The sequence below is a fragment of the Bartonella pachyuromydis genome, assembly GCF_039543065.1.
GTDB classification, from domain to species: domain Bacteria; phylum Pseudomonadota; class Alphaproteobacteria; order Rhizobiales; family Rhizobiaceae; genus Bartonella; species Bartonella pachyuromydis.
This window is the reverse complement of the sequence record NZ_BAABJA010000001.1, coordinates 1-26032: the sequence shown is the minus strand read 5'-3', so window position 1 is coordinate 26032 and position 26032 is coordinate 1. Positions and strand designations below refer to the sequence as shown.

The window sequence follows — 26032 nt, the reverse complement described above, 5'->3', positions numbered from 1 at the left end:
CCTTTAGAAAAGCAAGAAGATACGCCAAAGATTACGCCTGAAGTGCCTTTAGAGGCGCGTAAAAGTGAAGAAATGGTATCACCACAAGAATTGACACCAGTGGTCAAAAAAGAGCCTGTAAAGCAAGAAACAATACAACCACAGCTTCCCAAAATTACCCTGCCAGAAAAACTTCTTCTTCCACAGTTGAAACCAAAGCCTGCCAAAGAAGACAAAATGCAAAATGCACAAACGCGCAATCAAAAAAAACAACAAATAAAAGATAAGACAATAGAAGATATTCTTGCCATGGAGGAAAATAATCTTCTCAATCGTGCACGTAGCCAAGGAGGTGGGGCAAAACGTTCCGATACACCAGAAGCTCTGGGAGCAAGAAAAAATATCAATGATACCACAAAAATGGCACAAACGCTTGTCACTATTGTTGGGGGGTGTATTCAACAGAAGCTTAAACTTGTGGCGCTTGGTGGTGATTTAAAAAACCGTCCAGTCGTGCGGTTGCGATTTACTCTCAATCGTGAAGGAATGGTTATAGGTGATCCAATCATTGATCCCTTAAGCGGTGCACAGAGCCAGCAAGACATTATGATAAGGCAGGTGTACGCAGCCGTTTTTTCATGTCAACCTTATACTGACCTTCCACGCGATCAATATGATTTGTGGGGGCAGGGGTTTGATTTTAACGTTGATCCCCTTCAAGAAATAACACGATGAAAGACAAAGATATTTTTCTTCAATGAAAGGATACATTCCATGATGACTATAACGAGACATAAATTTCTTTCTTGGTGTATTGTCACTTGTGTTTTGTGGCTTTCAAGTTTTTCATCGGTTCATGCACAACTAAAAGGCACGATTTCAAGTGCTGATTTTAATCCCATTCCCATTGCAATTACAGATTTTGTTTCTAACGATTCGATTGGGCTTAAAATGGCGGCTGTTATAACAGCTGATCTTGAACGCTCAGGGCTTTTTCTACCCCTTGATAAAGAAAGTTTTTTTGAAAAAATTTCTAATCCCAATAGACATCCCTCTTTTTCTGATTGGAGAAAAATAAAAGCGCAGGGGTTGGTTACCGGACAAGTTATTAGAGAAACCGATGGACGGTTGAGAGTTGAGTTTCGTTTATGGGATGTCTTTGGGAAGCGTCAGCTCAAAGGACGCCGTTTTTATACTGCAACAGAACGTTGGCGGCGGGTTGCGCATATGATCGCTGATGAGATCTATAGTGAGATGACAGGAGAAAGTGGTTATTTTGATACACGGATTGTTTTTATCGATGAAACAGGTCCTCAAAATGCACGCATTAAACGCTTAGCGATTATGGATCAAGATGGAGCAAATTTGATCTATATGTCTGATGGGAGTGAACTGGTTCTTACTCCACGCTTTTCACCAAAACGGCAAGAAATTACCTATATGGCTTACGAGCACAATAAAGTGCCCCATGTTTATTTGCAGCAAATTGAAATGGGGCAAAGAGAGTTAATAGGAACTTTTGAAAATATGACCATTGCTCCGCGTTTTTCCTCTGATGGACAAAAAGTCATTATGAGTTTGTTGCAAAATGATGGGAGTGCAAATCTTTATACTATGGATTTACGCACCCGCACAATGACACGGCTTACAACAACTTCAGCTATTGATACATCTGCTTCTTATTCCCCAGATGGGTCACAAATTGTCTTTTCATCAGACCGTAGTGGAAAGCCACAAATCTACACCATGAATGCGGATGGAAGCAATATTCAGCGTATTTCCTCAAAGGAGGGAAGCTATTCTACACCCATTTGGTCACCTCGGGGTGATTATATCGCCTTTACAAAACAATCAGAAGGGCAATTTTCTATCGGTGTTATGCGTCCTGATGGACAAGGAGAGCGTATTTTAACCACAGGTTTTCACAATGAAGGTCCAACTTGGGCGCCTAATGGACGCGTTCTCATGTTCTTTCGCAAAAATCCAGGGATGGGGCCAAAACTTTATATGATTGATATTACCGGACGCAATGAACGCCAATTGCCAACCCCCAATGATGCATCTGATCCTGCATGGTCGCCGTTGCTTGCTATACAATAAATGAACTGGTGATTGAGCGTGCAAAGGGCATCATGTGATTTGATGAGAATGAGCATCTACAGCTTGAGGGAGGCGTTGTTGATGAAGCCGTTGAAGAGGTTGTGCGTTTTATCCCACATTTGCCATTATTTATAGATGCGGGAATTTTGAGAGAATTTTTGAGGGGGGACATTTGTTGGCAAACGTTTTTAGATTTCAGATGCGTTGTTCAACATGATGATTGAGCACGCAGAGGCATCATGTAATTTATGCGATAATAAGGCATCTTGACGGTTTAAGGGAGGTGTTTTTTGTGTTTTTTAATCTGTTGATTTGAATTGTTGTCAGTTTCTCTTTCTTTTGTGTTCTTGCCGTTGCTATCATTTCTTTTAAGGAAATAATGTTTTGAGACAAAGAATTCTGAAAAAAAGCATGGTGAGAAATTGTTGTGCTTTTTATGAAAAATGTTTGAGAGTCTGTGTGAAATGGCCCCGCATTTGAAGCAGGGCTTGTTTGTTGTGGTAAAGATGAAAAGTGAGACGCCTTCGTATAGACAGTGGGCTCTCATGGAAAGGCGAATATACACAATGATAACATCATGATAGTCTCTGTGGGATAGTCGCGTGGAAGTTAACCAGATAGTTTTGCTAAAACCTCATCGCTCACATCAAAATTAGCATAGACATTTTGCACGTCATCATCTTCTTCTAATGTGGAAATAAGCCGTAAAACGGATAAAGCTTTTTCTTCATCTATAGGTGCAAGGGTGGTGGCTTTCCAGATGGTTTTAATTGATTCTGCTTCGCCAAGTGTGGCTTCAAGCATTTTAGAAACCTCACCAATATCTTCAAAAGCGCAAGTAATATGATGTCCTGTTTGTTCTGATTGCACATCGTCTGCACCAGCTTCAATGGCGGCATCCATGATACTGTCTGCTGTTCCTATTTCCGGCTTATAGATTATTTCGCCAATCCGATTAAACATGAAGCTGACAGAACCGGTTTCTCCGAGTGCACCACCCGATTTGGTGAAAGCAGCACGTACATTTGAAGCGGTGCGGTTACGGTTATCCGTTAAGGCCTCGACAATGACAGCAACACCGCCTGGACCATAGCCCTCATAGCGTACTTCATCATAATTTTCGACATCGCCCCCTGATGCTTTTTTAATGGCGCGTTCAATATTGTCTTTTGGCATAGATTGTGCTTTAGCATTTTGGACAGCGAGCCTTAAGCGTGGATTCATGGCTGGATCAGGAGCGCCTTGTTTGGCTGCAACGGTAATTTCGCGTGCAAGCTTGGAAAATATTTTCGAACGCATTGCATCTTGACGTCCTTTGCGGTGCATAATATTTTTAAATTGTGAATGACCTGCCATAGTTTTCCTTCCAGTTTGGGGCTTTCTTTCTCGAAGGGAGTGTTCCCAAAATCTTAGGCGATGAAACACACATCCCACTAGAATAAATATGCCACAGTATCAAGATGAAGTAATCAAATAAATCCTTTATAAAAAAATTCATCTTAAAGGTAAAGATACTCTGTTGAGGAGTATTACAAGACAGATCTCTTGTCGTGTAGCAAAAATAAGGTTATAAAAGAATATAATTTCATGGCAAAAGTGGTTTATTTCATAACTCGCTTTAATTTAAGAGGGAGTGAAGAAAACCTGATGTGTAAGAAAAAGATCCAGTGCTCCAGAGGGAGCAATAATCTGCCTCAATAATTATTCAAAGAGGCAAAGTGAGAGGATATGATAAAGATGGCAACGCAACTTTTGATGCCCAAAGCCACCGCCGTTTGGCTGGTTGATAACACTGCTCTTTCTTTTGATCAAATTGCAGAGTTTTGTAAATTACACGTGTTGGAAGTGAAAGCTATTGCTGATGGTGAAGCTGCTCATGGTATTAAGGGGCTTAATCCCATTAGTTCTGGGCAGTTGACACGCAGTGAAATTGCTCGGGTGGAGGCTGATCAAAATGCACGCTTAAAAATTTCCGAGTCTAGGGTAAGGATTCCTGAGAAAAAACGAAAAGGTGCACGCTATATTCCTCTTTCTCGACGTCAAGATCGTCCCAATGGTATTTTATGGTTGGTAACCAATCATCCCGAATTAAAAGATGCACAGATTGCACGATTGATTGGTACGACAAAAGCAACCATTGAGCAAATTCGCCTGAGAACCCATTGGAATAGTGCAAATTTGGTGCCTCTTGACCCTGTCGGATTGGGACTATGTTCACAAATTGATTTGGACTTTGAACTCCAACGTGCGGCAAAAAACCGTCCTGTCTCTTTAGAGGGCGATAAATCTCTACTGCCTGCTTCCGTGACCGAAAATGTTGATCTGCATGAGGATCATATGGAAAATAATCATAACAAGAGTTTTGATGCTGATAAGGTTTTTGCAAAACTCAATGCACTGCAAAAAAGCCGTCAAGAGGATGATGCATAAATAAATGGTTAACTTTAAATGCATTTTCATCTCAATGCTGAAAGTTTGGGGATGAAAAGGACGATTAGAAATTTAAATGAAGGGTAATCGCTAGAAAATGAAAAAATTTTTTCTTCATTAGGAATTAGCAATTATTCTTGAGGCGTTTTTGAAAGAATTTGTCCTTTCAATTTTTATGGGCACTCGTTAAGGAGAATGAATACATGCGCTCTACCAAAAATATTATCCTTCATCCTTTAGCTATGCTGTTGTTTGGTTCACTGTCTTTGGTTGGTTGTGGAAAAGAGCGTGGTAGTACACTCAATACTATGAATAGCGCTTATTTAAATGATGCTGGTTTGAATCAAACAGGACCAGGTTCGGGACAGGAATTTACGGTTAATGTTGGAGATCGGGTGTTTTTTAGTCTTGATTCTTCTTCCATTGATTCTGATGCTGAACGTGTTTTAATGCGCCAAGCAGAATGGTTGCTTCATTACCCTCATTATTCTATTATGATTGAAGGTCATGCTGATGAACGTGGAACGCGTGAGTATAATTTAGCACTTGGACAGCGTCGTGCTGTCGCTGTACGGGACTATTTGATTTCTCTTGGCGTTTCCGCACAACGGATTCAGACGATTTCCTATGGGAAAGAGAGACCTGTAGCAGTGTGTGATGATATTTCCTGTTGGAACCAAAATCGTCGTGCGGTTACAACATTGAAATAACATGAATGGTTATTAACAATGAGCATAGAGGGGAGAAAACTATGTGGATGTCTGGTAAAAAAAATTGGAGAACTGTCTTCTATATGGCCGTTCTCATAGCTTGTTCTGCTTCATCTGTTCAAAGTGCAGCACGCTGGTTTACCCAATATTCTAAGGACGATTCAGATTTTGGTGCGGCAGAAAAAGCTGGCGATGTAGTGAATAAGGCTACTGGCGCGGCAGAAAAAGCAGCAGATGCGGTGGAGAATGTTACTACTGGCGCGGCAGAAAAAGCAGCAGATGCGGTGGAGAATGTTACTACTGGCGCGGCAGAAAAAGCAGCAGATGCGGTGGAGAATGTTACTACTGGCGTGGCAGAAAAAGCAGCAGATGCGGTGGAGAATGTTACTACTGGTGCGGCAGAAAAAGCAGCAGATGCGGTGGAGAAGGCTGTTACTGGTGCTGCAGAAAAAGCAGAAGATGCGGTGGAGAAGGCTGCTACTGGTGCTGCAGAAAAAGCAGCAGATGCGGTGGAGAAGGCTGCTACTGGTGCTGCAGAAAAAGCAGCAGATGCGGTGGAGAATGTTACTACTGGTGCTGCAGAAAAAGCAGCAGATGCGGTGGAGAATGTTACTACTGGCGCGGCTGATAAAGCAGCAGATGCGGTGGAGAATGTTACTACTGGTGCAGCTGATAAAGCTGCCAATGTAGTCAATAAGGCTACTGCTGGCGCGGCGGAAAAAGCTGCTGATGCGGTGCATAAAGCTGTTTCTGGTGCTGTAGAAAAAGCGGCGGATGCTACGGATCTCTCTTTTCAGGGAGCTCAGCAAAGTCGAGAGTTACTTCTAGAAAATCAAAAGACTCTTTTTAAAGATTATGATTTGGATAAACTCTTGCATAATATAAAAACGGTGCTTGAGCATAACAGTCTGCAAAATGTTCAAAAGCAGTTCCACCAGCTTTTTGATAAACAAGGCTCTTCTGTTTATTCTTGTGCCTTTGAAAGTGCTGTTGGAGATGAAAATCTGAAAGAAATGCATAAAGATATGAAGCAAATAGAGGACCATTTGCAGGAAGCGCGTAAGTTCTTAGAGAAAACCCATGGAACTAGCATTGGTATCGAACCACAGCAGGGGCAAGATATCGCTTCTCTCTCTTCTCAAGAATTGTATAAAAAAGGCTATGATGCTCTTCTTTCTGCCCATTATGTTGATGCCGAAAAAGCCTTTTGTGTTTTTCAACAGCGTTATCAAAAAGATCCTTTGAATGATGATGCTTTGTTTTGGTTAGCAGAGGCTTTATTGGGACAAAAACGCTATCATGAAGCAGCACAAGTTTATCTTAATGTCTGGTATGCAGACAAAAAGAAAGCCTACACTTCTGAGATTTTGCTGAAATTAGCGAGAATTATGGTGGCTCTTGAACCCAATAAACAGGCCTGCGCACTTTCTGCTCAAAAAGAAAAATACTCTAAAAGCTTAGAGTCTATCTTTTGTAAACCTTTAAAAAGGAGTGAGGTCATCCACGGTGTGCATTAGACTAGCAGGAAATCTCTTTAAAACATCGGATTTTATCCAGTGTAAAAAATTGATCCTTGCGGTCTCAGGAGGGAGTGATTCTTTGGCTTTGCTGTTTTTAGTCAAAGACCATTTAAAAACTCTCTCTTCTCCTCCAGAAATGGTTGCTGTCACCGTTGATCATCAATTGCGTGAGGAATCAGCTGGTGAAGCTTTCATCGTTGCAGAAATTTGTCGTGCCCATCGCATTAAACATGTCATTTTGCGGTGGGAGGGGCAAAAACCCAAGACGCAGATCGCTTCAAGTGCTCGTGTGGCACGCTATGATTTGTTGTTTCAAGAAGCGCAAAAACAAGGTGCAACACTTATTATGACAGGGCACACGCTCAATGATCAGGTGGAAACTTATCAGATGCGGTCTTGGCGGCTCCAAAGAAATAAGGGGTCGCAAGGTGGGGCTTGGGAGCGTGGGCATGATGGGGTTTATGCGAGGGGTCCTGCTGGTGTCGTACAAGATGAAGCCTGTAATGTGCATGATGGAGTTTATGTAAAGGTACCTGCAGGTGTTGCGCAAGGCGGAGCCTGTGAGGGTGTGCGTAGTGGAGTGCATTTTATAGAATTTAGAGAAAATATTGCGTGGGAAAATTGTCTTGTTGCCGAAAAAAATCATGGGTTAATGCCGGCGCGTGGTTTATCTTGTATGGCGCGCGAAGCGGTGTTGCGTCAAAAAGTTCGTTTGATTCGTCCGCTCCTTGGTGTAAAACGCGAAACATTGCGTGCTTATTTGCGCTTTAAGGATAAAACATGGATTGATGATCCAAGCAATGAAAATTGCAATTTTGAACGCGTGCGTGTGCGCCAATCCCTTCATGCCAAAAAGCTTGCCAGTATTGCCCAAAAGATTCATGAAGCGGCACGGAAGCGTCGTCAACAGGCACAAATGATTGCCGATTTGATGTTGGCACTGGATATTATGGTGGAATATGGACGTTGTTTTATTGCAAAGCCTGCACCGTTTCTCCAGCAAGACCAAGGTTTCCCATTTGTTGTTGGGCTGTTTACCGTGTTGATGGGAGGAGGTTTTTATTTGCTTCCCCAGCAAAAATTGACCACGCTTATGCAAAAATTGTCTCTTCATTCATCAGAAAAGCGGCGTTTTACTTATGCTGGATCGGTCGTTGAGTATAATGGACATGGAATTGCTCTTTGGCGCGAAGCGCGAAATATGAGGGAGGTGATCGTTGAGCCAAAAACAACGGTTTTATGGGATGGGCGCTATCAGATTATCAATCATGGAACTGATGCCATAAAGGTTGGAGCAGCGGGTTTAGAGGAACTAAAATCTCTCCTTAAAAAGAGACATGTTGATCTTGAAAATCCTCATTTTCCCTCTTTACAATCGCTGCTGATGATCTCAAATGACAAAGGCTATGATATTCCAGAGTTCACAGATCATTCTGTTGTTCAGAAAAATATTATCGTCAAGAGAATTATGGCACCTTTCCATTGGCTTTTCTCATGTGAAGATGCCGCTTTCGTCAATATTGTGGAACCTTTTTTTAATATTGAGGTGAAAAGATAGAGAAAAATCACTCTAAAAGACAATAAACATCTTCTCATACCTTGGCAAGGAGCAGACAAGGTTATATGTTAAGGGAAACTATTTAAAGTATATAGATTTAATTAAGTGGGCTGAATATGAATTCCAATTACCGCTCTCTCCTAATTTGGGGAGTTATTGCCTTGATTTTGATTGTGTCGTTTTCTCTCTTTAATGGAGATAGCCAGCGTTCTGGAGGTGGAGAGATTTCTTATTCCGAATTTTTAAAAAAAGTCGAGAATAATGAGTTGAAATCTGTGACCATTCAAGGTCAGAAATTAACAGGACAAACCATTGAGCACAGAGTTATTTCAACTTATGCTCCACGAGATCCAGGTTTGATACAAAAATTGGAAAACAGAAATGTAAATGTAAAAGCTATTCCTGAAAGCTCTGGCAATAGTATCTTCCTTAATCTGCTGTTTTCCTTGCTGCCTGTTATTATTATTGTTGGGGCGTGGGTCTTTTTTATGCGACAAATGCAAAATGGATCACGCGGGGCAATGGGATTTGGTAAATCAAAAGCAAAATTGCTAAACGAAGCGCAGGGGCGCGTTACTTTTCAAGATGTCGCTGGCGTGGAAGAAGCAAAGCAGGATCTCCAAGAAATTGTCGAATTTTTACGTGAACCACAAAAATTTCAACGCTTAGGGGGACGTATTCCACGGGGTGTTTTGCTGGTTGGTCCTCCAGGGACGGGTAAAACTTTGCTGGCACGTTCTGTGGCAGGCGAAGCCAATGTGCCATTCTTTACCATTTCAGGATCCGATTTTGTCGAAATGTTTGTTGGTGTTGGGGCAAGCCGCGTGCGCGATATGTTCGAACAGGCTAAAAAGAATTCCCCCTGTATTATCTTTATTGATGAAATCGATGCCGTGGGACGCCATCGTGGTGCGGGACTTGGAGGCGGAAACGATGAACGTGAGCAAACTTTAAACCAGTTGTTGGTCGAAATGGATGGTTTTGAGCCTAATGAAAGTATCATTCTTATTGCCGCAACCAACCGTCCTGATGTACTCGACCCTGCTTTGTTAAGACCAGGGCGCTTTGATCGTCAAGTGGTGGTGCCAAACCCTGATGTCTCTGGACGTGAGCAAATCTTAAAAGTGCATGTGCGCAACGTGCCTCTAGCTCCTAATGTGGATTTGAAAGTTTTAGCAAGAGGAACACCAGGCTTTTCTGGTGCTGATCTGATGAATCTTGTCAATGAAGCGGCTCTGATGGCTGCTAGCCGAAATAAAAGAGTCGTCACGATGCAAGAGTTTGAAGATGCTAAAGATAAGGTGATGATGGGCGCTGAACGCCGTTCAACCGCTATGACACAAGAAGAAAAAGAACTCACCGCTTATCACGAAGCAGGACATGCTATCGTCGCGCTTAACGTGCCTGTTGCCGACCCCGTTCATAAAGCGACAATCGTGCCAAGAGGAAGAGCTTTGGGAATGGTTATGCAATTGCCTGAAGGCGATCGCTATTCCATGAGTTATCGCTGGATGATTTCTCGTTTGGCCATCATGATGGGAGGACGAGTGGCCGAAGAATTAAAATTTGGTAAGGAAAATATCACTTCTGGTGCTGCTTCCGATATTGAACAAGCAACAAAATTAGCGCGTGCCATGATTACACGTTGGGGTTTCTCTGATCTGCTTGGCAATGTGGCCTATGGTGATAATCAGGATGAAGTCTTTTTAGGGCATTCTGTGGCACGCACACAAAATGTCTCTGAAGAAACTGCTCGCATGATCGATGCTGAAGTGCGTAAACTTATCGATAATGCTTATAAAAGTGCTACCGAAATTCTGAACACAAAAAGAAAAGAATGGTTTGCTTTAGCACGGGGCTTGTTGGAATATGAAACTTTAACCGGTGCTGAAATTAATGAAGTCATCGTTGGAAAACCTCCTTCACGAACCCAAAAAGATGAAAATGCTGCTCCGCGTACGTCTTCTGTACCTAAAACGGGAACCATGAAGGCAGAGGCTTATACAGCAATAGCTGAGAAAACAAATGTTGAGGATGCCGGTGTTAAAAAAGATGATGCCGATAAAACCGATTTTGGTAAGGGTGAAAAAAGAGAGCCAAAAGTAGGAAAGGAAACAACAAAATCCGGTGATATAAAAGCCGATGATGCCGAATCGAAAGGTATGCTATCGCATGATACGGAGAAAAAAACGCGAAACCCCAAAAAAACTACAAAGGTAGTAAACCGTTCTACGAGTAAAGCCAATTCTGAAAAGAAGTCAAATGCTACGGAACGTGATAAAGGAAAACAGGAACCTTCTAATGACGTTTGAGTAACGTTGGTTGTGAAAAGAATTTTAAGTAAAAGTTTTTTGAGAGGCGTAGGTCTTGCTTACGCCTCTCAGGCAGTGTGGAGAGAGGATGATATCCTCTATAAGGGAAGAGAGATCTCTTCGTTTTTCAAAGTGTTTCGCGTTTATTGTTGTGTTTTGGTGATGGTGAGGACTGAGATATTGATGATTCTGTGCTTGTTGTCTGAGAGTAGATGGAAATGTTGGGGAGGGCTGAGGATTGTTCATTGCTTTTGTTAAAGAGGGATTTTGTTTTAAGTGGAGCGTGTGTGTAAAACATGCGGGGATAGTATTGCTTGGTGTGTAAGATATAGAAGCATAATTGGGAGCGTTGATACGCTTTTGTTGTAGAGATTTTTTTCTAGGTGATGGGTATGGAGTAGCTTGATTGCTTAAAGATTTAAGAATGAAGGGGTGCACATGCTCTTATTCATAGGATATTTTGCTACAGGTAGAATTTAAGGGCAAAGCCAATGTTTTTCCTATCAGTAATCTTAGGACTTAATAGGGAGAGTGGCAAGAAGATCATGAAGAGTTTTGCTGTAGTTTTTGTAGAGATTTTTTTCTAGGTGATGGGTATAGAGTAGCTTGATTGCTTAAAGATTTAAGAATAAAGGGGTGCACATGCTCTTATTCATAGGATGTTTTGCTCTCATAAATTTCTGCTCTCACAGGGAGATAAAAGAAAAAGTGCGTACCAAGGAAGTAAGGATAGCACAAAAATATTTTGCTACAGGTAGAATTTAAGGGCAAAGCCAATGTTTTTCCTATCAGTAATCTTAGGACTTAATAGGGAGAGTGGCAAGAGATCATGAAGAGTTTTGCTGTAGTTTTTGTAGAGATTTTCTTCTAAGTGATGGGTATTTGATTGCTTAAAGATTTAAGAATGAAGGGGTGCACATGCTCTTATTCACATAAGGAATTTCACTTGAGTAGAGTTTCTGTTCTAACAGGACGATGAAAGAAAGAGTGCGTATAAAGGAATTAGGGATGGCGCAAAAATATTTTGGTACAGATGGAATTCGGGGCAAAGCCAATGCTTTTCCCATAACACCAGATTTTGCCATGAAAGTGGGGATGGCTGTAGGGGTTTTATTTCGTTCGCAACGTCAGTCGCGTCGTGTGGTGATTGGTAAGGATACAAGATTATCTGGCTATATGTTGGAAAATGCTTTGGTTTCAGGATTTACAGCTGCGGGAATGGAGGCTTTTTTGTTGGGACCTGTGCCAACACCTGCTGTTGCTATGCTTTGTCGCTCACTGCGCGCTGATCTTGGGGTGATGATTTCTGCTTCTCATAATCCCTTCTATGATAATGGAATTAAGCTTTTTGGTCCTGATGGCTTTAAGCTTTCCGATGAAATGGAAGAAAAAATTGAACAATTAATTGATACCGATCTTTCAAAGTCCTTAGCGAGCTCTGCTGAAATTGGTTATGCAAAACGGGTCGAGGGGGATATTTATCGTTATATCGAATATGCTAAACGAACTTTGCCACGTGATGTTCGGTTGGATGCCTTGCGTATTGTTGTGGATTGCGCCAATGGCGCTGCTTATAAAGCTGCTCCACGTGCTCTGTGGGAACTGGGAGCTGAGGTGTTCGCTATTCATGATACACCAAATGGGACCAATATTAATCAAAAATGTGGGTCAACGGATTTGACTTCTTTAAAAAAGAAAGTTCATGAAGTGCGTGCCGATGTGGGGATTGCTCTTGATGGCGATGGAGATCGTGTTCTCTTGGTGGATGAAAAAGCACAAACAATTGATGGAGATCAGTTGATTGCTGTGATTGCTGAAAATTGGCATAAAACCGGACGGTTACAGGGTAATGGTGTGGTTACAACCGTTATGTCAAATCTTGGGCTAGAGCGCTTTTTAGAGCACAAAGGTTTGGAACTTGTGCGAACAAATGTTGGAGACCGTTATGTGGTCGAAGCAATGCGCCAAAAGGGATATAATGTTGGTGGTGAAGCTTCTGGGCATATTATCTTGAGTGATTTTGGAACAACGGGTGATGGGCTGGTGGCTGCTTTGCAGGTGTTAGCTTGTATGCAGGAAAGTCAAAGTCCGATGAGCCAATTATGTAAACGCTTTGAACCTGTGCCACAAATTTTAAAAAATGTAGCAATTAAAAACAAAAATGTGTTGAAAGAAAATCCGGTCAAAATGGCAATAGATCAAGCAGCACAGCGTTTGGGAAAAGCAGCACGATTGGTGATCCGCGCTTCTGGAACTGAGCCGGTTATTCGCATTATGGCGGAGGGTGATGCCTTAGAGATTTTGGATGCTGCTGTGGCAGAGATGATGGATGTTATCACCCATCATGATACTCTTTCATAAACGCGTATTTGTTTTCAGAAAAGCTGAATGTTTTTATACAATCTGTGAAAGGCTTTAGCTGTTTTTTTAACAAAAGGAGAGGTAGGAATAATTCATGTTTCTGGCAACCTCACTGGTCATTGGCATTATGGTTTGAGGGTGATGCCCTAGAGATTTTGGATGTGGCTCATGGCAGAGATGATGGATGTTGTTACCAGATGTTTTATTACATGAGGTATAAGGAGATAGAGAATAAAAGCGGTTGGGCTGTTGATGATTGTTGTCCTTAACAGTCAAAACACCTTGGATTGTTGGACGATGACCTTGCAAATAGTGTCATTATTTTATCATGTACGCAGTAATAAAAGCAGTTTTACTGCGCAAGGGAAATGATGTGGGTTTGTTCTCTATTGTTCAAGAGCCAAAGAGAAATCCTTAAGAATTCATTGTACTACAGTGTTTCAATATAGGCCGAGGAAAATGAAAAGGGTGTTTTCTCTCAATGAAAGAAAACACCACGGGGGTTAGAATTGCACAATTGCATATCTTACTTTGAAAAGTGGTCTTTTTTATCTCTTTTCCACAGAAAATAAGTCGCAAGGCCAAGCACTGGAACACTCAATTTGGCAAAAGGTAAATGTTTGCTCAAAAGCGTAAGGCTGGAAAGTGTGGCATCTGTCATAAGCTGATGGCGCCTCTCTTCCGATTTCTTTTGTTGATCGTAGCTTTGATAAGCTTTCAGAATGCGGCCAATGAAAATACCTATGCCTGCAAGAAAAAGCCAAATGAAAAACATCGTGCTGGCTGCTGTAAGAGGCTTCATAACCCAACAGAGGGCAATAAAGCCGATGATACATAAAAAAAGCAGCGATATAAACAATGAAATGCCAATAAACCCATAGCAAATTGCCTGAAGGCGTACTTGCTTAACTGTGCTTTTCAGACCTCCACCAACAAGGTGATTTAAAAGAGGAGCGATAAACTTATGCATTGTTTAACGACGCAATAATTGAGAAAGAATAAAACCAACACCTGCCGCAAACAAAACGCTTTTGCCAGGATTTTTACGTACATGATGGTTCATGGTTTGTTCAAATTCGCCGATTTTTTCTTTTGCTTGAGACATAATGTCTTCACTATTTTCTTTTGCAGAGTTATACAGTTCTTCAGCTTTGTTTTTGGCAGCGCTCAATTTGCTGGCACCAAGATCTGTCAGTGTTGAGGTTATCCCTGAAATTTCACCACGTAACTTTTCTAGCTGTCCTTGGAAATCTTTTTCTTCTGTCGTTTTATTGTTTTGTGTTGTTTTATGATTTGCCATGATGCTTTTTCCCTCTCTTGATTTATCATTATTCAGTATTTGTCTCTTTTGTGTGTTCATAGTGATCATTTGCTTTGGAATAAAAATTTTCACTGCTTTTGTAACGCTAAACGCTTTTTTTGGTTCCCTCTCTTTGGGCAATTTAAAAATGTTTTTAGATAGAATGAGTCTTGTGGGAAATTTCGTTAGGAATCTCGTTGGATGATCTTATGATACCGCAAAAGAGCGTCGTTTGAGCTGTTGTGATACCAAACATAGAAGAAGATTTCCATTTTCAGTCTTTTTCAACTGTGCTGTGCATATTCAGAGCTTGATTTGCTTGTTGAGCTTTGTGGAAGTGAACCATATAAATGGTTAGCAGAGAACAAACCTAGAGGGGCTGGATTGTTTAATCCATAGGATTTAAGATTCTTTGTCCTTTAAGGTATGAGGAGAAGAGGCATTTTGCCCATAAATGGTATGACAAAAAAATCTGTAAAATACCACTGCTTTTATGCTTATATTAAGAATATCGATACTATTATGATCTTTGCTAGATCCCCATAATATCGACAGTTTTCTGTCTTTCTGCGTTGTTTTCTTGATGAAAAATTTGTATGGAAACTTCAAAATAAGATTTGTTCAGTGAGGCTTGTGGGGTGAGGACATTAATGGAGTGCAGAGGGCCTGTTAATGGAGCAGGGGTATGGTCTTCATGCAAAAAATGCCGCGAAATAGAATACCATCGTGTTGTGAATTCATATGCCTCTTATAAAGACACATTTAGCCATTCTATAACGGCGTTTCTGGATGGTGTAAAATCTTTTCGTGAAAACTATAAACTTTCTTGGATTTCACCAATTTTTACACTTATGAAGCTGAAAACCCGTAAATGTTCTAACAATGTTCCAGATCCCAATATGGTTCTGTCTCTTGTTGTGAGAGTGGTAGGTATGGTGGTTTGTTTGAGTGGTTGTTCTTTGTTTATTCTTTTTGTGCTGTGCTAAGTAAAGCTCTTTTCTCGGTTTAAATCAGAAGTATTGAAGTGAAAAATATTTCTTTTCTTTGCTATAATTGTTGGTATGCTCTTTGAGAGATTATTATTATACAGCAACTTTGAAGGTAATAGAGAGTTTGTTATTCAAGTTGTTTTTTCCCTGAATGAATTGCTTTGAATTTATGAGTGAAAATTCTTTTAAAAATCCTCTTGAAAGAGACATTTTCTGAAATAAAACTATACTTGATTTATCAAGTTTTATTTTTTAAGACGAATACAGAGTGACGTTAACAGGGACGCAGCGTTGTTGTGGAAGAGTGATGCTACGGGGGCTGATGACACAGCTGTAAGACCAAAAAATGATAACCACAACCGTGTGAGACAAAAATGGAATCTGAAACAGTACCCTTAGAGAGCGCGTCTGCTGTATTGGCAATGCACGATCTTTCCCCTTTTGCTATGTTTATGGCTGCTGATTTTGTTGTAAAAGCCGTTATCGTTCTTTTATTGCTTGCCTCTCTTACATCTTGGACAATTGCTTTTGTTAAAATGATTGAGATTACTGTGGCAAAACGAAGAGTGCGTCATGAACTTCAATTGACTCTTAATGCTCAGACTCTCACGCGTTTGGCTGCTAGCTTGAAAGAAAGTAAGGGAGCTGGTGTGCTCTTTCTTAAGGAAGTTCTTAAAGAAGTGTATCTTTCTACACAGCAGACCCATTTTGTGGGTCATGAGGGAACCAGTGGTGGCTCTCATGAAAAGTACATGGCAAGACAAGAGATGCAACGGGGAATACAACAAGAAGCACACGTCATGATTGGTGAACATCCCCTCTTTTATGAGGAGTTCAATCAGTATGACGAGATTGCACGCGATATGCGCGATATGAATGAGGGAGTAAAGGTGAGGGTTCATTCGCTTTTGTCACGCTGCTTGCTTAATGCTGTGCGGCGTGTTGCATGCGGTAGCGCTGTTCTTGCAACCATTGGTGCTGTTGCTCCTTTTGTTGGGTTGTTTGCCACCGTTTGGGGAATCATGAATTCTTTTATTGGTATTGCACAGTCTCAAACAACGAGGCTTGATGTGGTGGCTCCTGGAATTGCCGAAGCCTTGCTGGCGACGGCTATCGGGCTTTTTGTAGCAATTCCTGCTGTTGTTATGTATAATAGCTTGATGCGCGCTTTGAGTGGTTATCGCAACGATTTAGGAGATATTGCCGCTGCGCTTGAAAGACTGTTAAGCCGTGAACTCGATAGGCGCAGACAACAAAAAAGTCATAAAAAATGAAAGAAGATTTTAATGATCATTGGGATTTCGATGAGAGTGGATTACACAGTGAAATCAATGTAACCCCTTTTATCGATGTTGTTCTCGTATTGCTTATTGTGTTTATGGTGGCGGCACCTTTGGCGACATCGGTTATTCCTGTTCAACTCCCTTCCATAACGCAAACCCCTCTCCCAGTTCAACAAGACGAGCCTCTTTATGTGACTTTGCAAAAAGATCGTGCCCTTTATGTGGGGGAACATCTTGTCAACCAAACAACTTTTGTGGAATCCTTATTGAAGGAAACAAAGAAAAATCGAGAAACAAAGATTCTCATCAAAGCCGATAGTGAAATTGATTATGGGGCTGTGGTGGATTTACTCAATCAAATCCGCACTGCTGGATATAGCAAAGTTGGACTTATGGGGTTGCAGAAATCTTCCCACATTATGGCAAAAGAGACAGAAAATGGCGGAACAGTAAGTGCTACAAGGGCACCAGAGGACACAGCAGAAAACGTCACAAATGGTGTAGTTGCACCGTCAGTCAGCGATGTGGTAAACGCTAAGCCTGCTGCAGTGGAAACTGTTGCTCCTATAAAGTAGACGATTTTGTTAAGAGAAATCTCTTGGCGAAGCGAGATCCTTCATGTATTGGCTTTTCGCATTGCTGTTTTCTTTTTCATTTGCTTCAAGTTCATTTGGCTTAAGGGCACAAACACCACCTTAAAAAAACTGATGCAATGCTTGATTGGGCAATATGCATGCCTCATTCAATAATAAAGTCTTTTTATCCACAATTGATGAGCAGAATTCCACGACCGGTTCATTGTACTCAATGGTTCTTGCTGTTTATGTATGGGAGGCTATCTGACTCATCCAGAGTATGGATGCCTTTGTGCTTTAAGCCAAGAAAACTTAGTAAAAATAACATCTACGAGAATCATTGCACTGTTTGCTGGCAAAAAGGTACGTTTTTTCCCCACATAATCTGCTGTTTAGTCGTGACCTGTGGAACCAAAACCACCGGTGCCTCGGCTTCCCGTATTGCTGTTTTCTTTTTCATTTGCTTCAAGTTCATTTGGTTCTAGGGCACGAACATTGACTTGAAGAACCGGTGCAATAACCGTTTGGGCAATGCGCATGCCTCGTTCAATGATAAAGTCCTCTTGTCCGCAATTGATGAGCAAAACTTTAACTTCACCGCGATAATCGCTGTCAATGGTTCCAGGCGCATTTAAACATGTGATACCGTGTTTTAAGGCTAAGCCTGAGCGTGGCCGTATTTGTGCTTCAAACCCAGGGGTTAAGTGAAAGATAAGACCCGTTGGAATAAGGGCGCGCGCTCCAGGTGTAAGTGTGAGCGTTTCTTTTTCACCAAGTGCAGCTCTTAGATCAAGTCCAGTAGAACCTGCTGTGGCATAGTGCGGGAGTTCTAAACCTTGTCCGTGTTCAAGGCGCTCAATTGATAAGGTTACCTTTTGAGTGAGATGAGGGGATGCATTCGATGAAGAGGGGCTCTTTTGGTTGTTCAGGTGCGTATAGGGCATGGTCAAAGCATCTCCAAAATGTAAAAAAGAAGCACAACTCTAACAAAAGATTGCTTTTGAAACAAGCAGCTAAAGGTCTTTGGGGATAACAGCTTTTTTTGCTTGTTTTGGATAGTAAATACTTCTTTCCCATAGTGTTTTCTTTCAGATACTCCCAATAAGAATACCCGTGGCAAAAACGAGAGCACCACCAATAATAACCTGTAAAGATGCACGCCAAAAAGGAGTCGACATGAATTTATTTTGCACCCAAACAATAGCCCATAGTTCGAAAAAAACAATGATAAAGGCAATAACTGTCGCGAGATAAAAAGAGTTGATCAAATAAGGAAGCGTGTGACCTAATCCTCCTAGCGTTGTCATAATACCGCTGGCAAGACCCCTTTTAAGCGGAGAACCACGACCCGATAATTTTCCATCATCATGGGCTGCTTCTGTAAACCCCATTGAAAGACCTGCTCCAACCGAAGCAGATAAGCCTATCAAAAAGGTCTGGTGCGTATCTCCTGTTGCAAAAGCGGCTGCAAAAATGGGGGCAAGAGTGGAGACAGACCCATCCATGAGACCGGCAAGACCAGGTTGAATCCATGTCAAAAGCAGCTGTCTGTGCGTTTTTGATGGCTTTTTGGCGTCTTGGTGAACCGTTTTGCTTCGAGAGCTTTTATGGTGCTTCTTTGCCGTTACAAAAGTTGCGCGATTACACCGTGAGTCTACCGTTGAAGCCATCGTGCCTGCACGATTGCTACAAGAAAGGCACAAAAGCTCTTTATAATTTTCAAGCTCTCGCATGCCCATTGCCGCAAAAATTTCTGCTTGCTTTGAAGAATAAGGCTCTAAAGCTTTGGCATATTTTAAATAAAGAGTAGCATGTTGTTCTTTGGCTTTGAGCGCCCGAAGCATTACTTTTTGTGCAGAACGAAAGGACAGAGCTTTACGTTGTACAAATGAAAAAAACGATCTCAACATTTCCTGTTCCTTTGTACTTTAGAATAGTTCTAAAGATATAAGAAAAAAAAGAGCAAAGTCAATCTAAAATTAAAAATTGTAAAAAGGCAGTGGAATAAACAGAACAACAGAGATGTATAAAGGTTGCAGTGTAAAAAGAGTAAAATTTGCTTAGATAAAAAAATAAGCCAGAAAGAAAAATGTGATTGTATGAAATGATGCCAGAAAAATGCCGAAACAAGAAATACTGGCGATTTTACCCAAAAATTGTGGTCATGAATGAGGAGCGATGGAGGTGAGAGGAGATGGGGGAGATGACCGTGTTGGCTCTTGGAGATTATGGGGTGTGGGGTGTGCTGTGGGGAAGTTTTGTTGCTGTTTGGTTGGGAAGAAAGCATGTGATTGTTGGTGTTTTTAGAAACTGAGAGGTGCTTTTTGCCGCAATATAAAAGCAAGCATATAAAGCGGGACGGCAATTACATTCCAACCGGCAAATGAGAGAAAAAGAAAGCGCATAGAGATTTTACAACAAAAAGGAGGAGATGTTCAGTTGGTTAAAGAGCCGAGTCTTGTCTGTTGTTCTACTGCTTATATTGAAACAACAACTGGCAGCTGAGGGGTGGCATGCGGATGTTGGGATCCGTGGTATGGCAAGGTTCGTGGAGGACTGCTGTGCTTTAAAGGAGAGAGCTGGAGAGCATGCTCCATATTCTTTGGTTGTTATTTTTTAGAATTAAGCAACCCTTTTGAAGCTATATAAAAACTAGCAAGCATATAAAAGAAACTGCCAATCACATTCCAACCGGCAAATGAGAGAAAAAGAAAGCGCATGGGAGCTTCAGAACAAGAAGGAGGGTGGATGGTGTGCAATTGGTTAAAAAGCTGGTTGACGTCTGTTATTCTGCTTATGGAACTTAAACTACAGCTGGGGGGCGCTGGCCAAAAGCCATATTCAACACCTGTATGATATATCGCTAAAACAAAGCTGATGACCATTAGGACAAAAACACAAAAAAATAAAAGTTGTACCCAAGAAGAAATGCGAAAAAAACATGATCCAAAACCTGCTAAAAGCAAAAATGGCAGTGCACTATAATAAGGAAAACGCTCAATAAGGCATAAATCACAAGGAAGATAGCCTCCAATATATTCAAAACCAAGTGCGAGACCTAGTGTGCTTGATAGGCAAAAAGCAAGAAAAAAAGCCCATAAACTTTGCTCTTTGCGGCTTGGTTCAAGGTGAAGATGCTTGTGCAAAACAGATTGAGAAGAAAAAATGCTGGCCATTGAGCAGGTTCCTTAAAGTAAAAACTGCTTGTTCAAAAAAGCTATGAAAATTCCATAAACAACGAGAACACTAACACAACCAATCAAGATAATCCATTTTAAATGACGGGAAAGAAAATTCATGGCTCGTTGTCCAAAACGCTGAATAAGCCAAGCAAGAAGATAAAAACGAGCTCCCCTAGCAAAAATACAGGTGAAAATGAAAAGCCCAATATGTATTCCCATGACACCCGATAAAATCGTCACAATCTTGATAGGGGGAAGGTGAAAAAAACCTGACGTGAGCAGTAAAATAACCAAAAATTGCAGCGTTGCATGGTTTTTTAGGGATTCAAAATTTTCAACTTTACCGTAAAACTCTAAAATCGGTTTGGCAAGCGTGTCATAGGCAAAATGTCCAATAAACCAACCAGCAATGCCACCCAAAACAGAACACAGCGTAGCAAGAAAAGCATAGCGATAAACCCGCTTAGGATGAACAAGAGCCATCGGTATATACAAAACATCTACCGGAATTGGAAAAATAGAACTTTCAATAAAGGCAATGAAACCAAGCCAATGGGGCGCTGTGCGCCGATTTGCTAAAGAAATAGTCCAAAGCTTTAATCTGTTTAATATCATGAGGGCTTTCATAAGCCTAATAGGTAAAAACTTTACGAATTACGCGCCCATAAAGGAGATAAAACAAATATTTTAAAAATTCTTTTAAAAAAAATATTCTTTATAACTTATGAAACAAAAATTATACCGATTGTGCAAAAACAAAAAATCTGCTGTTGACGAATCTGTTCTTCTTCATATAGTGCAGAGGGATAATGAACAAATCTGTTCTTTATGACAGTGTGCGGGTGTGGTGGAACTGGTAGACGCGCCAGACTCAAAATCTGGTTCCGAGAGGAGTGTCGGTTCGAGTCCGACCACCCGCACCACTTTAGAGCTTCTATAATTTATAAATTCTATGCAGTGTTACCTGATATCATTGTTTATCTTGTTTAATTGATAGTTTGTTGTTTTTATTGATTTTTTTATTCCTTAACTGTCTTTTATAGAGGATTTTGATATCTGATAAATGCGTTAAAAGCGCAATTCAAAAGGTGGTTTAAAAGGTGATGAGGAAAACAAGAACACATAATAGATTATCCGTCCACTCTGTAAAGAATTTGCCTAAAGGCAAATATGCAGATGGAGCTGGACTATGGCTTATTAAAACAGCACCACTTTACAAGCGTTGGCCTTTATTTCCAATGAATGATTTGTAACTTTCTCAAAGCTATCGTTTTATAGATATTGCCTCTTCAGGACAGGGCTATAAGACATATTTATAGATATAAATACAATCTCATGCTCCTCTGTATTATATCTTTCTGGATTGTTTTTTCTTCTAAAGTACATAAAGACAATCTAAAAAAGAACAATCGTTGGAATACTAATCTGCTGTGCTGGCAAAATATGCTCTATGCTTCTTAAAATATCCCATATTCATTCACTCTATATTGTTGTTTTGCTAAAAAAGTTGCATGAAAATTTAAAAATAGAATTTGTCTAGTGACATGTGGGGTGATGGCATGAATAGTGGGCGGAGATTCCTTTAATGGGGCATATCATGGGGGTGAGTTTCTCATGTTAAAAAATGCTGAAAAACAGTACCCTATCATGCCGTAAATTCCTATGCCTGTTGTCAGGCAATATGAAGCTATTTTTGATGGTGCCTATGGATGATGTCAATCCTTCCGCCATAGAAGGCTATAGAGCATCACTCATCTGTCCATTTATGGAGTGGCAAATCAGTCTATGATATTTACCAGCTGCCAATGTTATCAAAAACCTTGGCATGGAGAGGATGTGTTTGAAAGCATTTATGGAGTGGCATTTTTATTCTTTGATGTTATTTGCATGCTCCCCTTTTATGGGAGCGAATGATTTTGTTTGCTTTCATATAACTAGGAGTGCAAAGGGGAACAGCTATCGTGGTAGAGTTTCTCATGTATAGTGCAAGATGAAGAATTAACTTCATAAATCAATATGTTGAGAACAATCTTATTATCGATTTGTCAGAACTTCGTTTTTTGAGCAAGGAAAAAAATTCAAAATCAGCAACCTGCCGTCTCATTTGCTGTTTTGTGTAAGGCTGTTGTTATAATAGCAGATAAAGCCTTAATTTATGCACAATTATGGAAAGAAGGCTTTTGGAAAAAATGAGAGCAAAACAGAACAGATTTGGTCATTTTGCTTATTGTTCTCATGGTCTTGCGCAAAATTATCAGAGTAAAGAGCAGAAATAACATCTCTATCATATGTCACTGTTGAAACTATGGTTTCTCATAGTAAATAATTTGATAGCAAAAGTTGTTACGTAAAGGGTTTTTAACAACGATATGATTTCTTAATGCCTGTATTATGGTTGTTAAAAAGAACAGATTGGTAAAAATTATTACAAAATAAAGCGTTTATCTTTATCATAAAACCATGAAAATTTGTTCATAGATTTGACGCCTTGATCTTTATTTTACTCCTAAGGGTATTGTTTCATGGGCATATCCATAAGTCAACATAAAAACGCTATAGCGTTACAGATTCATGTGCTTGTTTTAAGAATTCTTTTAATGTTCCAAATAATGTTCCAAAGTTTATTTCACGGTGGCACCTCTGAATGAGGGCATAAGGTAAATCCACTGAATTCTCCCATCTTTACGCTTATGAAGGAGCAAGATAGCACTATCACACTATTCTTCTAAATGGTGTGACAGACTTTGGCGTTTGAGATTGTTCATAAGAGGCGTTTTTACTCCCTTGTTGCCTGGTCTTTATCACCATGCTCATCCTGTTTATGATGTGCAAACCAGTCATTTTGATTGATTTAATATGGAAGAGATTTGCAATGATAAAATCTTACGATATTGGAGAGGGTTATTTAATATGAATAACCCTCCTCTATGAGTATGATAAATCAATCTGTTATCTTATACCTCACGGAGTAAAATAAAAACCCTGCCTTTGGCAGGGCTTTTGAGCAATTTAATGTTGCAATAAATTAGAATTTATAAGCAATACCAACGCGGAAATCATTTGTTTTGTAGTCAATTTCAAGTTTATCTTTTCCAAACTTCTTTTTACCAAAATCTGCATAGCGATATTCTGTACGCAGAACAACATCATTGGTTACGGCAAAATCAAGACCACCGCCAAGCGTATAACCAATCATTGTTTTTGTTTCATCGAGTACATTGCCAGAAGCAAAGATTATGGATTGGTCCTCTTGGGATTTTGATAAAAGGGACATGGTATATTGCATCTGTGCATAGGCAATACCCCCTGAGATATAGGGCATAACCCGATCAGAAGCAAAGCCAATACGTATACGTGTAGCACCAGCCCATTTTTCTTTCAAAGTGACACTGCTCACAACAAGATCACCATAATTGGGAATCGTTTCATCTTGAGCTGCAGGCTTTACAATGCGAATTCCAGCTTCTTTGAAGACTTCATTAATGGAATCGAGATCATCATCATCTAGAATTTCTCTTGTCTTACCCGTTTGAGTATCTTTTTTACCAGACCATATGAAGTCCGTATCAACACCGAGAACAAGATTGTTGCCTAGATCAATATTAGAACCTAAATATCCCCCTCCTATAAATCCCGATGGTTTAGGTGATAATGTCTTATCAACCCAAGCCCATTTTCCAGTTGTCGCATCTGCAGAATAATTTAAAATGCTTTTGCTTGAAAAACCACCAAGTTGTCCTCCAAAATATAAGCCCGTCCAAGAAAAAGGTGGAGAAACAACAATCGCTGGGACAGTTGATTTGATAACATTTGATTTTACCTCTGGAAGAGCTATTGTATCAGCTGCTTCAACCGCAGAAGTGGCCATTAAAGTGGCTATAGACATCGATATTAAATATTTTTTTTTCATAAGAACCCCTATTTATTCCAATATGTAAAGTACAATATACACATAATAAACAAAAAATCCATACAGATATATAAATAAAATACTATACAAGTTTTATTGCTGCGAATAGTTTAAAATTTCCTTAAGATTTTTGATGAATCCGTGGATAACAATAAATTTGTTATGTGCTTCAAACATTTTTCTCATTTCTAAATCACCCACGTAACGTCTTATTCGCTTTACCATGAACGTGTATTTCATTCTCTTTGTAATAGTTTGATTTATAATGATAATTCATCGTTTTCACAATAAATTGATAGTTCCAAATATGGTAAGATTTTCTTATTGCACATCTCTCTCATACTGCATCAATTAAAGTTTTTCACTTACACGTCATAAACGGGATTGGTGTTTGGATAAAAACATTCAAGATAGAAGTAAAAACGCCTCTTATGAATGCTCATAAGCACAAAGGCTTGTTTGCAATATTTGGCGCTGGCAAGAGTACGATGGTTTTTGCTTGCTTCTTCATAACTGTAAAGATGGTGGGGTTTAATGGATTTATCCTGATATCCTTCACCGACATTGTTGTGAAATGGGCTTGGCTGTATGAAGTGATATCTCTTTAAAACAAGCGCGCGAATTGGCAAAAATTTGGAAAGGAGTAAAAATGGTGTTCTGTTTTGTGTGAGGGACGTGATCCTATGAAGGAGTATGAGAAATAAAGCATGAGGCAGTGCAATCTCTCTTATTTATTGCTTTGAAAACCACTGTTTGAAATGTGCAAAATAAGGCAGGAAAAACCAAGGATTCATAAGAGAGAGGAAAATGCTCTTTATTATGTCACAATAGACTGAAAGTGCAACCTTGATGAATGGTCGTTGTTGGCTGAATATACGAATTTTTACAGGTTTGTTCAATCGCAATATTTTTCTGTTGTATACTCCTTTGGAGCCAACCAGCAAAAGAGTTTTCTTTCATAACTCCCTATATTAATGAGGTGTTTCTCTAGCAAAATCATAAGAAACAACAGATATGATAGCTTTATTCATTAGCGTTATTCTATAAGTTAAATTGACGGCTCTGTTTTTCTGCTTTTGAGGTTGATCTGTATAGATCATATCCATTGCGTTGTAACAGATTAATAAATAAAACAGACAAGGCTATTTTCTGTGCTATTTTTACGATAAGTGTTGTTATCGCTAGTGGTTAAGAACTTTTGAGATTGTGAACAAAATTACGGGTCATTCATTTTGCATCACCTTTTGTAATATGCCGATCAACATCATTCGATGAGTTTCTTACAGATGCGCAACCAGCCATCAAGACAAGAAGCAGAAGAAACAAATATTTTAACATCTCAACTCCCCCTATGAGCTGTCATTTTCTTGTAGAAAGCTTCTACGCTAGAAGCAAAAGCAGCTTTAAGCGTCACTATACTAACAACATATTGCTCTCTCTTTAAGTGGTCATTCATCAATGTTTTGAGAACCACTGTTTGAGATGTGCAAAGACATTATCTATCGCGTCCATGAGGCGGGAAAAATCAAGGATCAGCAAAAAAAGAAAAAATACTACACACTTCATCAGACGCGACATCATCTTCACACTTTGGTAGGCAATAATCATTTCTTGAAGCATGGCTTTTTCCGTGTCTGTCAGTTCTGTATCGTCAGTTGTTCTTTTTCTAGCCATGTTTCCATCCACACAAGCGTTCACCTAGGTTATTATGCTTTAAGATCTCTCTTGCTAAGTTTGAACTGATGACTTCAACATCTCTTTTGCTTAAATAAATAGGCAACCAACCAACACAAGAGACGTAGTTATTTGTTACGCAACCAGCG

General features: G+C 40.1%; 21 protein-coding genes, 1 tRNA gene and 1 pseudogene. 14 read left to right on the top strand and 9 right to left on the bottom strand.

From position 1 onward, the window contains the following. Both ABD917_RS00115 and tolB read left to right on the top strand, forming a co-directional pair. A pseudogene (locus ABD917_RS00115) lies at positions 1-714 on the top strand (cell envelope biogenesis protein TolA); the annotation flags it as partial. Positions 715-756: 42 nt separating this feature from the next. Further along, the gene (gene tolB / locus ABD917_RS00110) at positions 757-2079 is read left to right on the top strand and encodes a Tol-Pal system beta propeller repeat protein TolB (protein ID WP_345118376.1); all 1323 of its coding nucleotides are present in this window, start codon (positions 757-759) and stop codon (positions 2077-2079) included. 609 nt (positions 2080-2688) lie between these two features. Here tolB and ABD917_RS00105 read toward each other — a convergent pair. Continuing rightward, the gene (locus ABD917_RS00105) at positions 2689-3435 is read right to left on the bottom strand and encodes a YebC/PmpR family DNA-binding transcriptional regulator (protein WP_345118066.1); all 747 of its coding nucleotides are present in this window, start codon (positions 3433-3435) and stop codon (positions 2689-2691) included. 381 nt (positions 3436-3816) lie between these two features. Here ABD917_RS00105 and ABD917_RS00100 point away from each other — a divergent pair, with 381 nt between their 5' ends. The 6 genes from ABD917_RS00100 (at position 3817) to glmM (ending at position 12970) form a co-directional block, all read left to right on the top strand. Beyond that, positions 3817-4509, top strand: a complete 693-nt coding sequence (locus ABD917_RS00100) for a DUF1013 domain-containing protein (RefSeq protein WP_345118065.1) — start codon at positions 3817-3819, stop codon at positions 4507-4509. Positions 4510-4712: 203 nt separating this feature from the next. Beyond that, positions 4713-5219, top strand: a complete 507-nt coding sequence (pal, locus tag ABD917_RS00095; protein ID WP_345118064.1) for a peptidoglycan-associated lipoprotein Pal — start codon at positions 4713-4715, stop codon at positions 5217-5219. 47 nt (positions 5220-5266) lie between these two features. Then, positions 5267-6736, top strand: a complete 1470-nt coding sequence (locus ABD917_RS00090) for a tol-pal system YbgF family protein (RefSeq protein WP_345118063.1) — start codon at positions 5267-5269, stop codon at positions 6734-6736. Further along, positions 6726-8297 (top strand): tRNA lysidine(34) synthetase TilS, encoded by a 1572-nt coding sequence (tilS, locus tag ABD917_RS00085; protein ID WP_345118062.1) that lies wholly within the window; start codon positions 6726-6728, stop codon positions 8295-8297. Before ABD917_RS00090 ends, tilS begins: the two co-directional genes overlap by 11 nt. Positions 8298-8413: 116 nt before the next feature. Next, positions 8414-10609, top strand: a complete 2196-nt coding sequence (gene ftsH, locus ABD917_RS00080) for an ATP-dependent zinc metalloprotease FtsH (RefSeq protein WP_345118061.1) — start codon at positions 8414-8416, stop codon at positions 10607-10609. A gap of 1008 nt (positions 10610-11617) precedes the next feature. Further along, the gene (glmM, locus tag ABD917_RS00075; RefSeq protein ID WP_345118060.1) at positions 11618-12970 is read left to right on the top strand and encodes a phosphoglucosamine mutase; all 1353 of its coding nucleotides are present in this window, start codon (positions 11618-11620) and stop codon (positions 12968-12970) included. A 526-nt stretch (positions 12971-13496) separates the two neighbouring features. Here the strand turns inward: glmM and ABD917_RS00070 are convergent. Both ABD917_RS00070 and ABD917_RS00065 read right to left on the bottom strand, forming a co-directional pair. Beyond that, positions 13497-13940: a hypothetical protein gene (locus tag ABD917_RS00070; protein ID WP_345118059.1), complete on the bottom strand. Its 444-nt coding sequence runs from the start codon at positions 13938-13940 to the stop codon at positions 13497-13499. 3 nt (positions 13941-13943) lie between these two features. Continuing rightward, positions 13944-14270 (bottom strand): ElaB/YgaM/YqjD family protein, encoded by a 327-nt coding sequence (locus tag ABD917_RS00065; RefSeq protein WP_345118058.1) that lies wholly within the window; start codon positions 14268-14270, stop codon positions 13944-13946. A 650-nt stretch (positions 14271-14920) separates the two neighbouring features. On the opposite strand from ABD917_RS00065, the gene ABD917_RS00060 reads away from it, so the two are divergent. The 3 genes from ABD917_RS00060 (at position 14921) to ABD917_RS00050 (ending at position 17117) form a co-directional block, all read left to right on the top strand. Next, positions 14921-15256, top strand: a complete 336-nt coding sequence (locus ABD917_RS00060; RefSeq protein ID WP_345118057.1) for a hypothetical protein — start codon at positions 14921-14923, stop codon at positions 15254-15256. Between the two features lie 377 nt (positions 15257-15633). Next, positions 15634-16533 (top strand): MotA/TolQ/ExbB proton channel family protein, encoded by a 900-nt coding sequence (locus ABD917_RS00055; RefSeq protein WP_345118056.1) that lies wholly within the window; start codon positions 15634-15636, stop codon positions 16531-16533. Beyond that, positions 16530-17117, top strand: coding sequence for a biopolymer transporter ExbD (locus ABD917_RS00050; RefSeq protein WP_345118055.1), 588 nt, complete (start codon positions 16530-16532; stop codon positions 17115-17117). Before ABD917_RS00055 ends, ABD917_RS00050 begins: the two co-directional genes overlap by 4 nt. Positions 17118-17509: 392 nt before the next feature. Here the strand turns inward: ABD917_RS00050 and dut are convergent, their stop codons facing one another. Beyond that, the gene (gene dut / locus ABD917_RS00045) at positions 17510-18061 is read right to left on the bottom strand and encodes a dUTP diphosphatase (protein ID WP_345118054.1); all 552 of its coding nucleotides are present in this window, start codon (positions 18059-18061) and stop codon (positions 17510-17512) included. Positions 18062-18205: 144 nt separating this feature from the next. Continuing rightward, positions 18206-19027 (bottom strand): VIT1/CCC1 transporter family protein, encoded by an 822-nt coding sequence (locus ABD917_RS00040; protein ID WP_345118053.1) that lies wholly within the window; start codon positions 19025-19027, stop codon positions 18206-18208. Between the two features lie 521 nt (positions 19028-19548). Between ABD917_RS00040 and ABD917_RS00035 the strand changes: the two genes are divergently transcribed. Next, a complete protein-coding gene (locus ABD917_RS00035; protein WP_345118052.1) occupies positions 19549-19737 on the top strand; it encodes a hypothetical protein in 189 nt (62 codons plus the stop codon). Here ABD917_RS00035 and ABD917_RS00030 read toward each other — a convergent pair. Then, the gene (locus tag ABD917_RS00030) at positions 19727-20293 is read right to left on the bottom strand and encodes a disulfide bond formation protein B (protein WP_345118051.1); all 567 of its coding nucleotides are present in this window, start codon (positions 20291-20293) and stop codon (positions 19727-19729) included. The two genes, ABD917_RS00035 and ABD917_RS00030, sit on opposite strands and share 11 nt — an antisense overlap. 12 nt (positions 20294-20305) lie before the next feature. Then, positions 20306-20914, bottom strand: a complete 609-nt coding sequence (locus tag ABD917_RS00025) for a YqaA family protein (RefSeq protein ID WP_345118050.1) — start codon at positions 20912-20914, stop codon at positions 20306-20308. Between the two features lie 223 nt (positions 20915-21137). Between ABD917_RS00025 and ABD917_RS00020 the strand changes: the two genes are divergently transcribed. Next, positions 21138-21222: transfer RNA gene (locus tag ABD917_RS00020), tRNA-Leu, on the top strand. Positions 21223-21399: 177 nt separating this feature from the next. After that, on the top strand, positions 21400-21552 hold the full coding sequence (locus ABD917_RS00015) for a hypothetical protein (RefSeq protein WP_345118049.1): 153 nt from the start codon (positions 21400-21402) through the stop codon (positions 21550-21552). Positions 21553-23324: 1772 nt separating this feature from the next. On the opposite strand, the gene ABD917_RS00010 is transcribed toward ABD917_RS00015, so the two are convergent. Then, complete coding sequence (locus ABD917_RS00010; protein ID WP_345118048.1) at positions 23325-24209, bottom strand: outer membrane protein; 885 nt, start codon at positions 24207-24209, stop codon at positions 23325-23327. A 1455-nt stretch (positions 24210-25664) separates the two neighbouring features. Continuing rightward, positions 25665-25883, bottom strand: a complete 219-nt coding sequence (locus tag ABD917_RS00005; protein WP_345118047.1) for a hypothetical protein — start codon at positions 25881-25883, stop codon at positions 25665-25667. Between the last annotated feature and the right edge of the window lie 149 nt (positions 25884-26032).

Coding starts and splice junctions, on each gene's coding strand:
- ABD917_RS00025 (WP_345118050.1), bottom strand. CDS start 20,914: ATGATATTAAACAGATTAAAGCTTTGGACTATTTCTTTAGCAAATCGG.
- ABD917_RS00105 (WP_345118066.1), bottom strand. CDS start 3,435: ATGGCAGGTCATTCACAATTTAAAAATATTATGCACCGCAAAGGACGT.
- ABD917_RS00040 (WP_345118053.1), bottom strand. CDS start 19,027: ATGTTGAGATCGTTTTTTTCATTTGTACAACGTAAAGCTCTGTCCTTT.
- glmM (WP_345118060.1), top strand. CDS start 11,618: ATGGCGCAAAAATATTTTGGTACAGATGGAATTCGGGGCAAAGCCAAT.
- ABD917_RS00070 (WP_345118059.1), bottom strand. CDS start 13,940: ATGCATAAGTTTATCGCTCCTCTTTTAAATCACCTTGTTGGTGGAGGT.
- ABD917_RS00065 (WP_345118058.1), bottom strand. CDS start 14,270: ATGGCAAATCATAAAACAACACAAAACAATAAAACGACAGAAGAAAAA.
- pal (WP_345118064.1), top strand. CDS start 4,713: ATGCGCTCTACCAAAAATATTATCCTTCATCCTTTAGCTATGCTGTTG.
- ABD917_RS00030 (WP_345118051.1), bottom strand. CDS start 20,293: ATGGCCAGCATTTTTTCTTCTCAATCTGTTTTGCACAAGCATCTTCAC.
- dut (WP_345118054.1), bottom strand. CDS start 18,061: ATGCCCTATACGCACCTGAACAACCAAAAGAGCCCCTCTTCATCGAAT.
- ABD917_RS00050 (WP_345118055.1), top strand. CDS start 16,530: ATGAAAGAAGATTTTAATGATCATTGGGATTTCGATGAGAGTGGATTA.
- ABD917_RS00005 (WP_345118047.1), bottom strand. CDS start 25,883: ATGGCTAGAAAAAGAACAACTGACGATACAGAACTGACAGACACGGAA.
- ftsH (WP_345118061.1), top strand. CDS start 8,414: ATGAATTCCAATTACCGCTCTCTCCTAATTTGGGGAGTTATTGCCTTG.
- ABD917_RS00010 (WP_345118048.1), bottom strand. CDS start 24,209: ATGAAAAAAAAATATTTAATATCGATGTCTATAGCCACTTTAATGGCC.
- ABD917_RS00055 (WP_345118056.1), top strand. CDS start 15,634: ATGGAATCTGAAACAGTACCCTTAGAGAGCGCGTCTGCTGTATTGGCA.
- tolB (WP_345118376.1), top strand. CDS start 757: ATGACTATAACGAGACATAAATTTCTTTCTTGGTGTATTGTCACTTGT.
- ABD917_RS00100 (WP_345118065.1), top strand. CDS start 3,817: ATGGCAACGCAACTTTTGATGCCCAAAGCCACCGCCGTTTGGCTGGTT.
- ABD917_RS00035 (WP_345118052.1), top strand. CDS start 19,549: ATGTTCAGTTGGTTAAAGAGCCGAGTCTTGTCTGTTGTTCTACTGCTT.
- ABD917_RS00060 (WP_345118057.1), top strand. CDS start 14,921: ATGGAGTGCAGAGGGCCTGTTAATGGAGCAGGGGTATGGTCTTCATGC.
- ABD917_RS00090 (WP_345118063.1), top strand. CDS start 5,267: ATGTCTGGTAAAAAAAATTGGAGAACTGTCTTCTATATGGCCGTTCTC.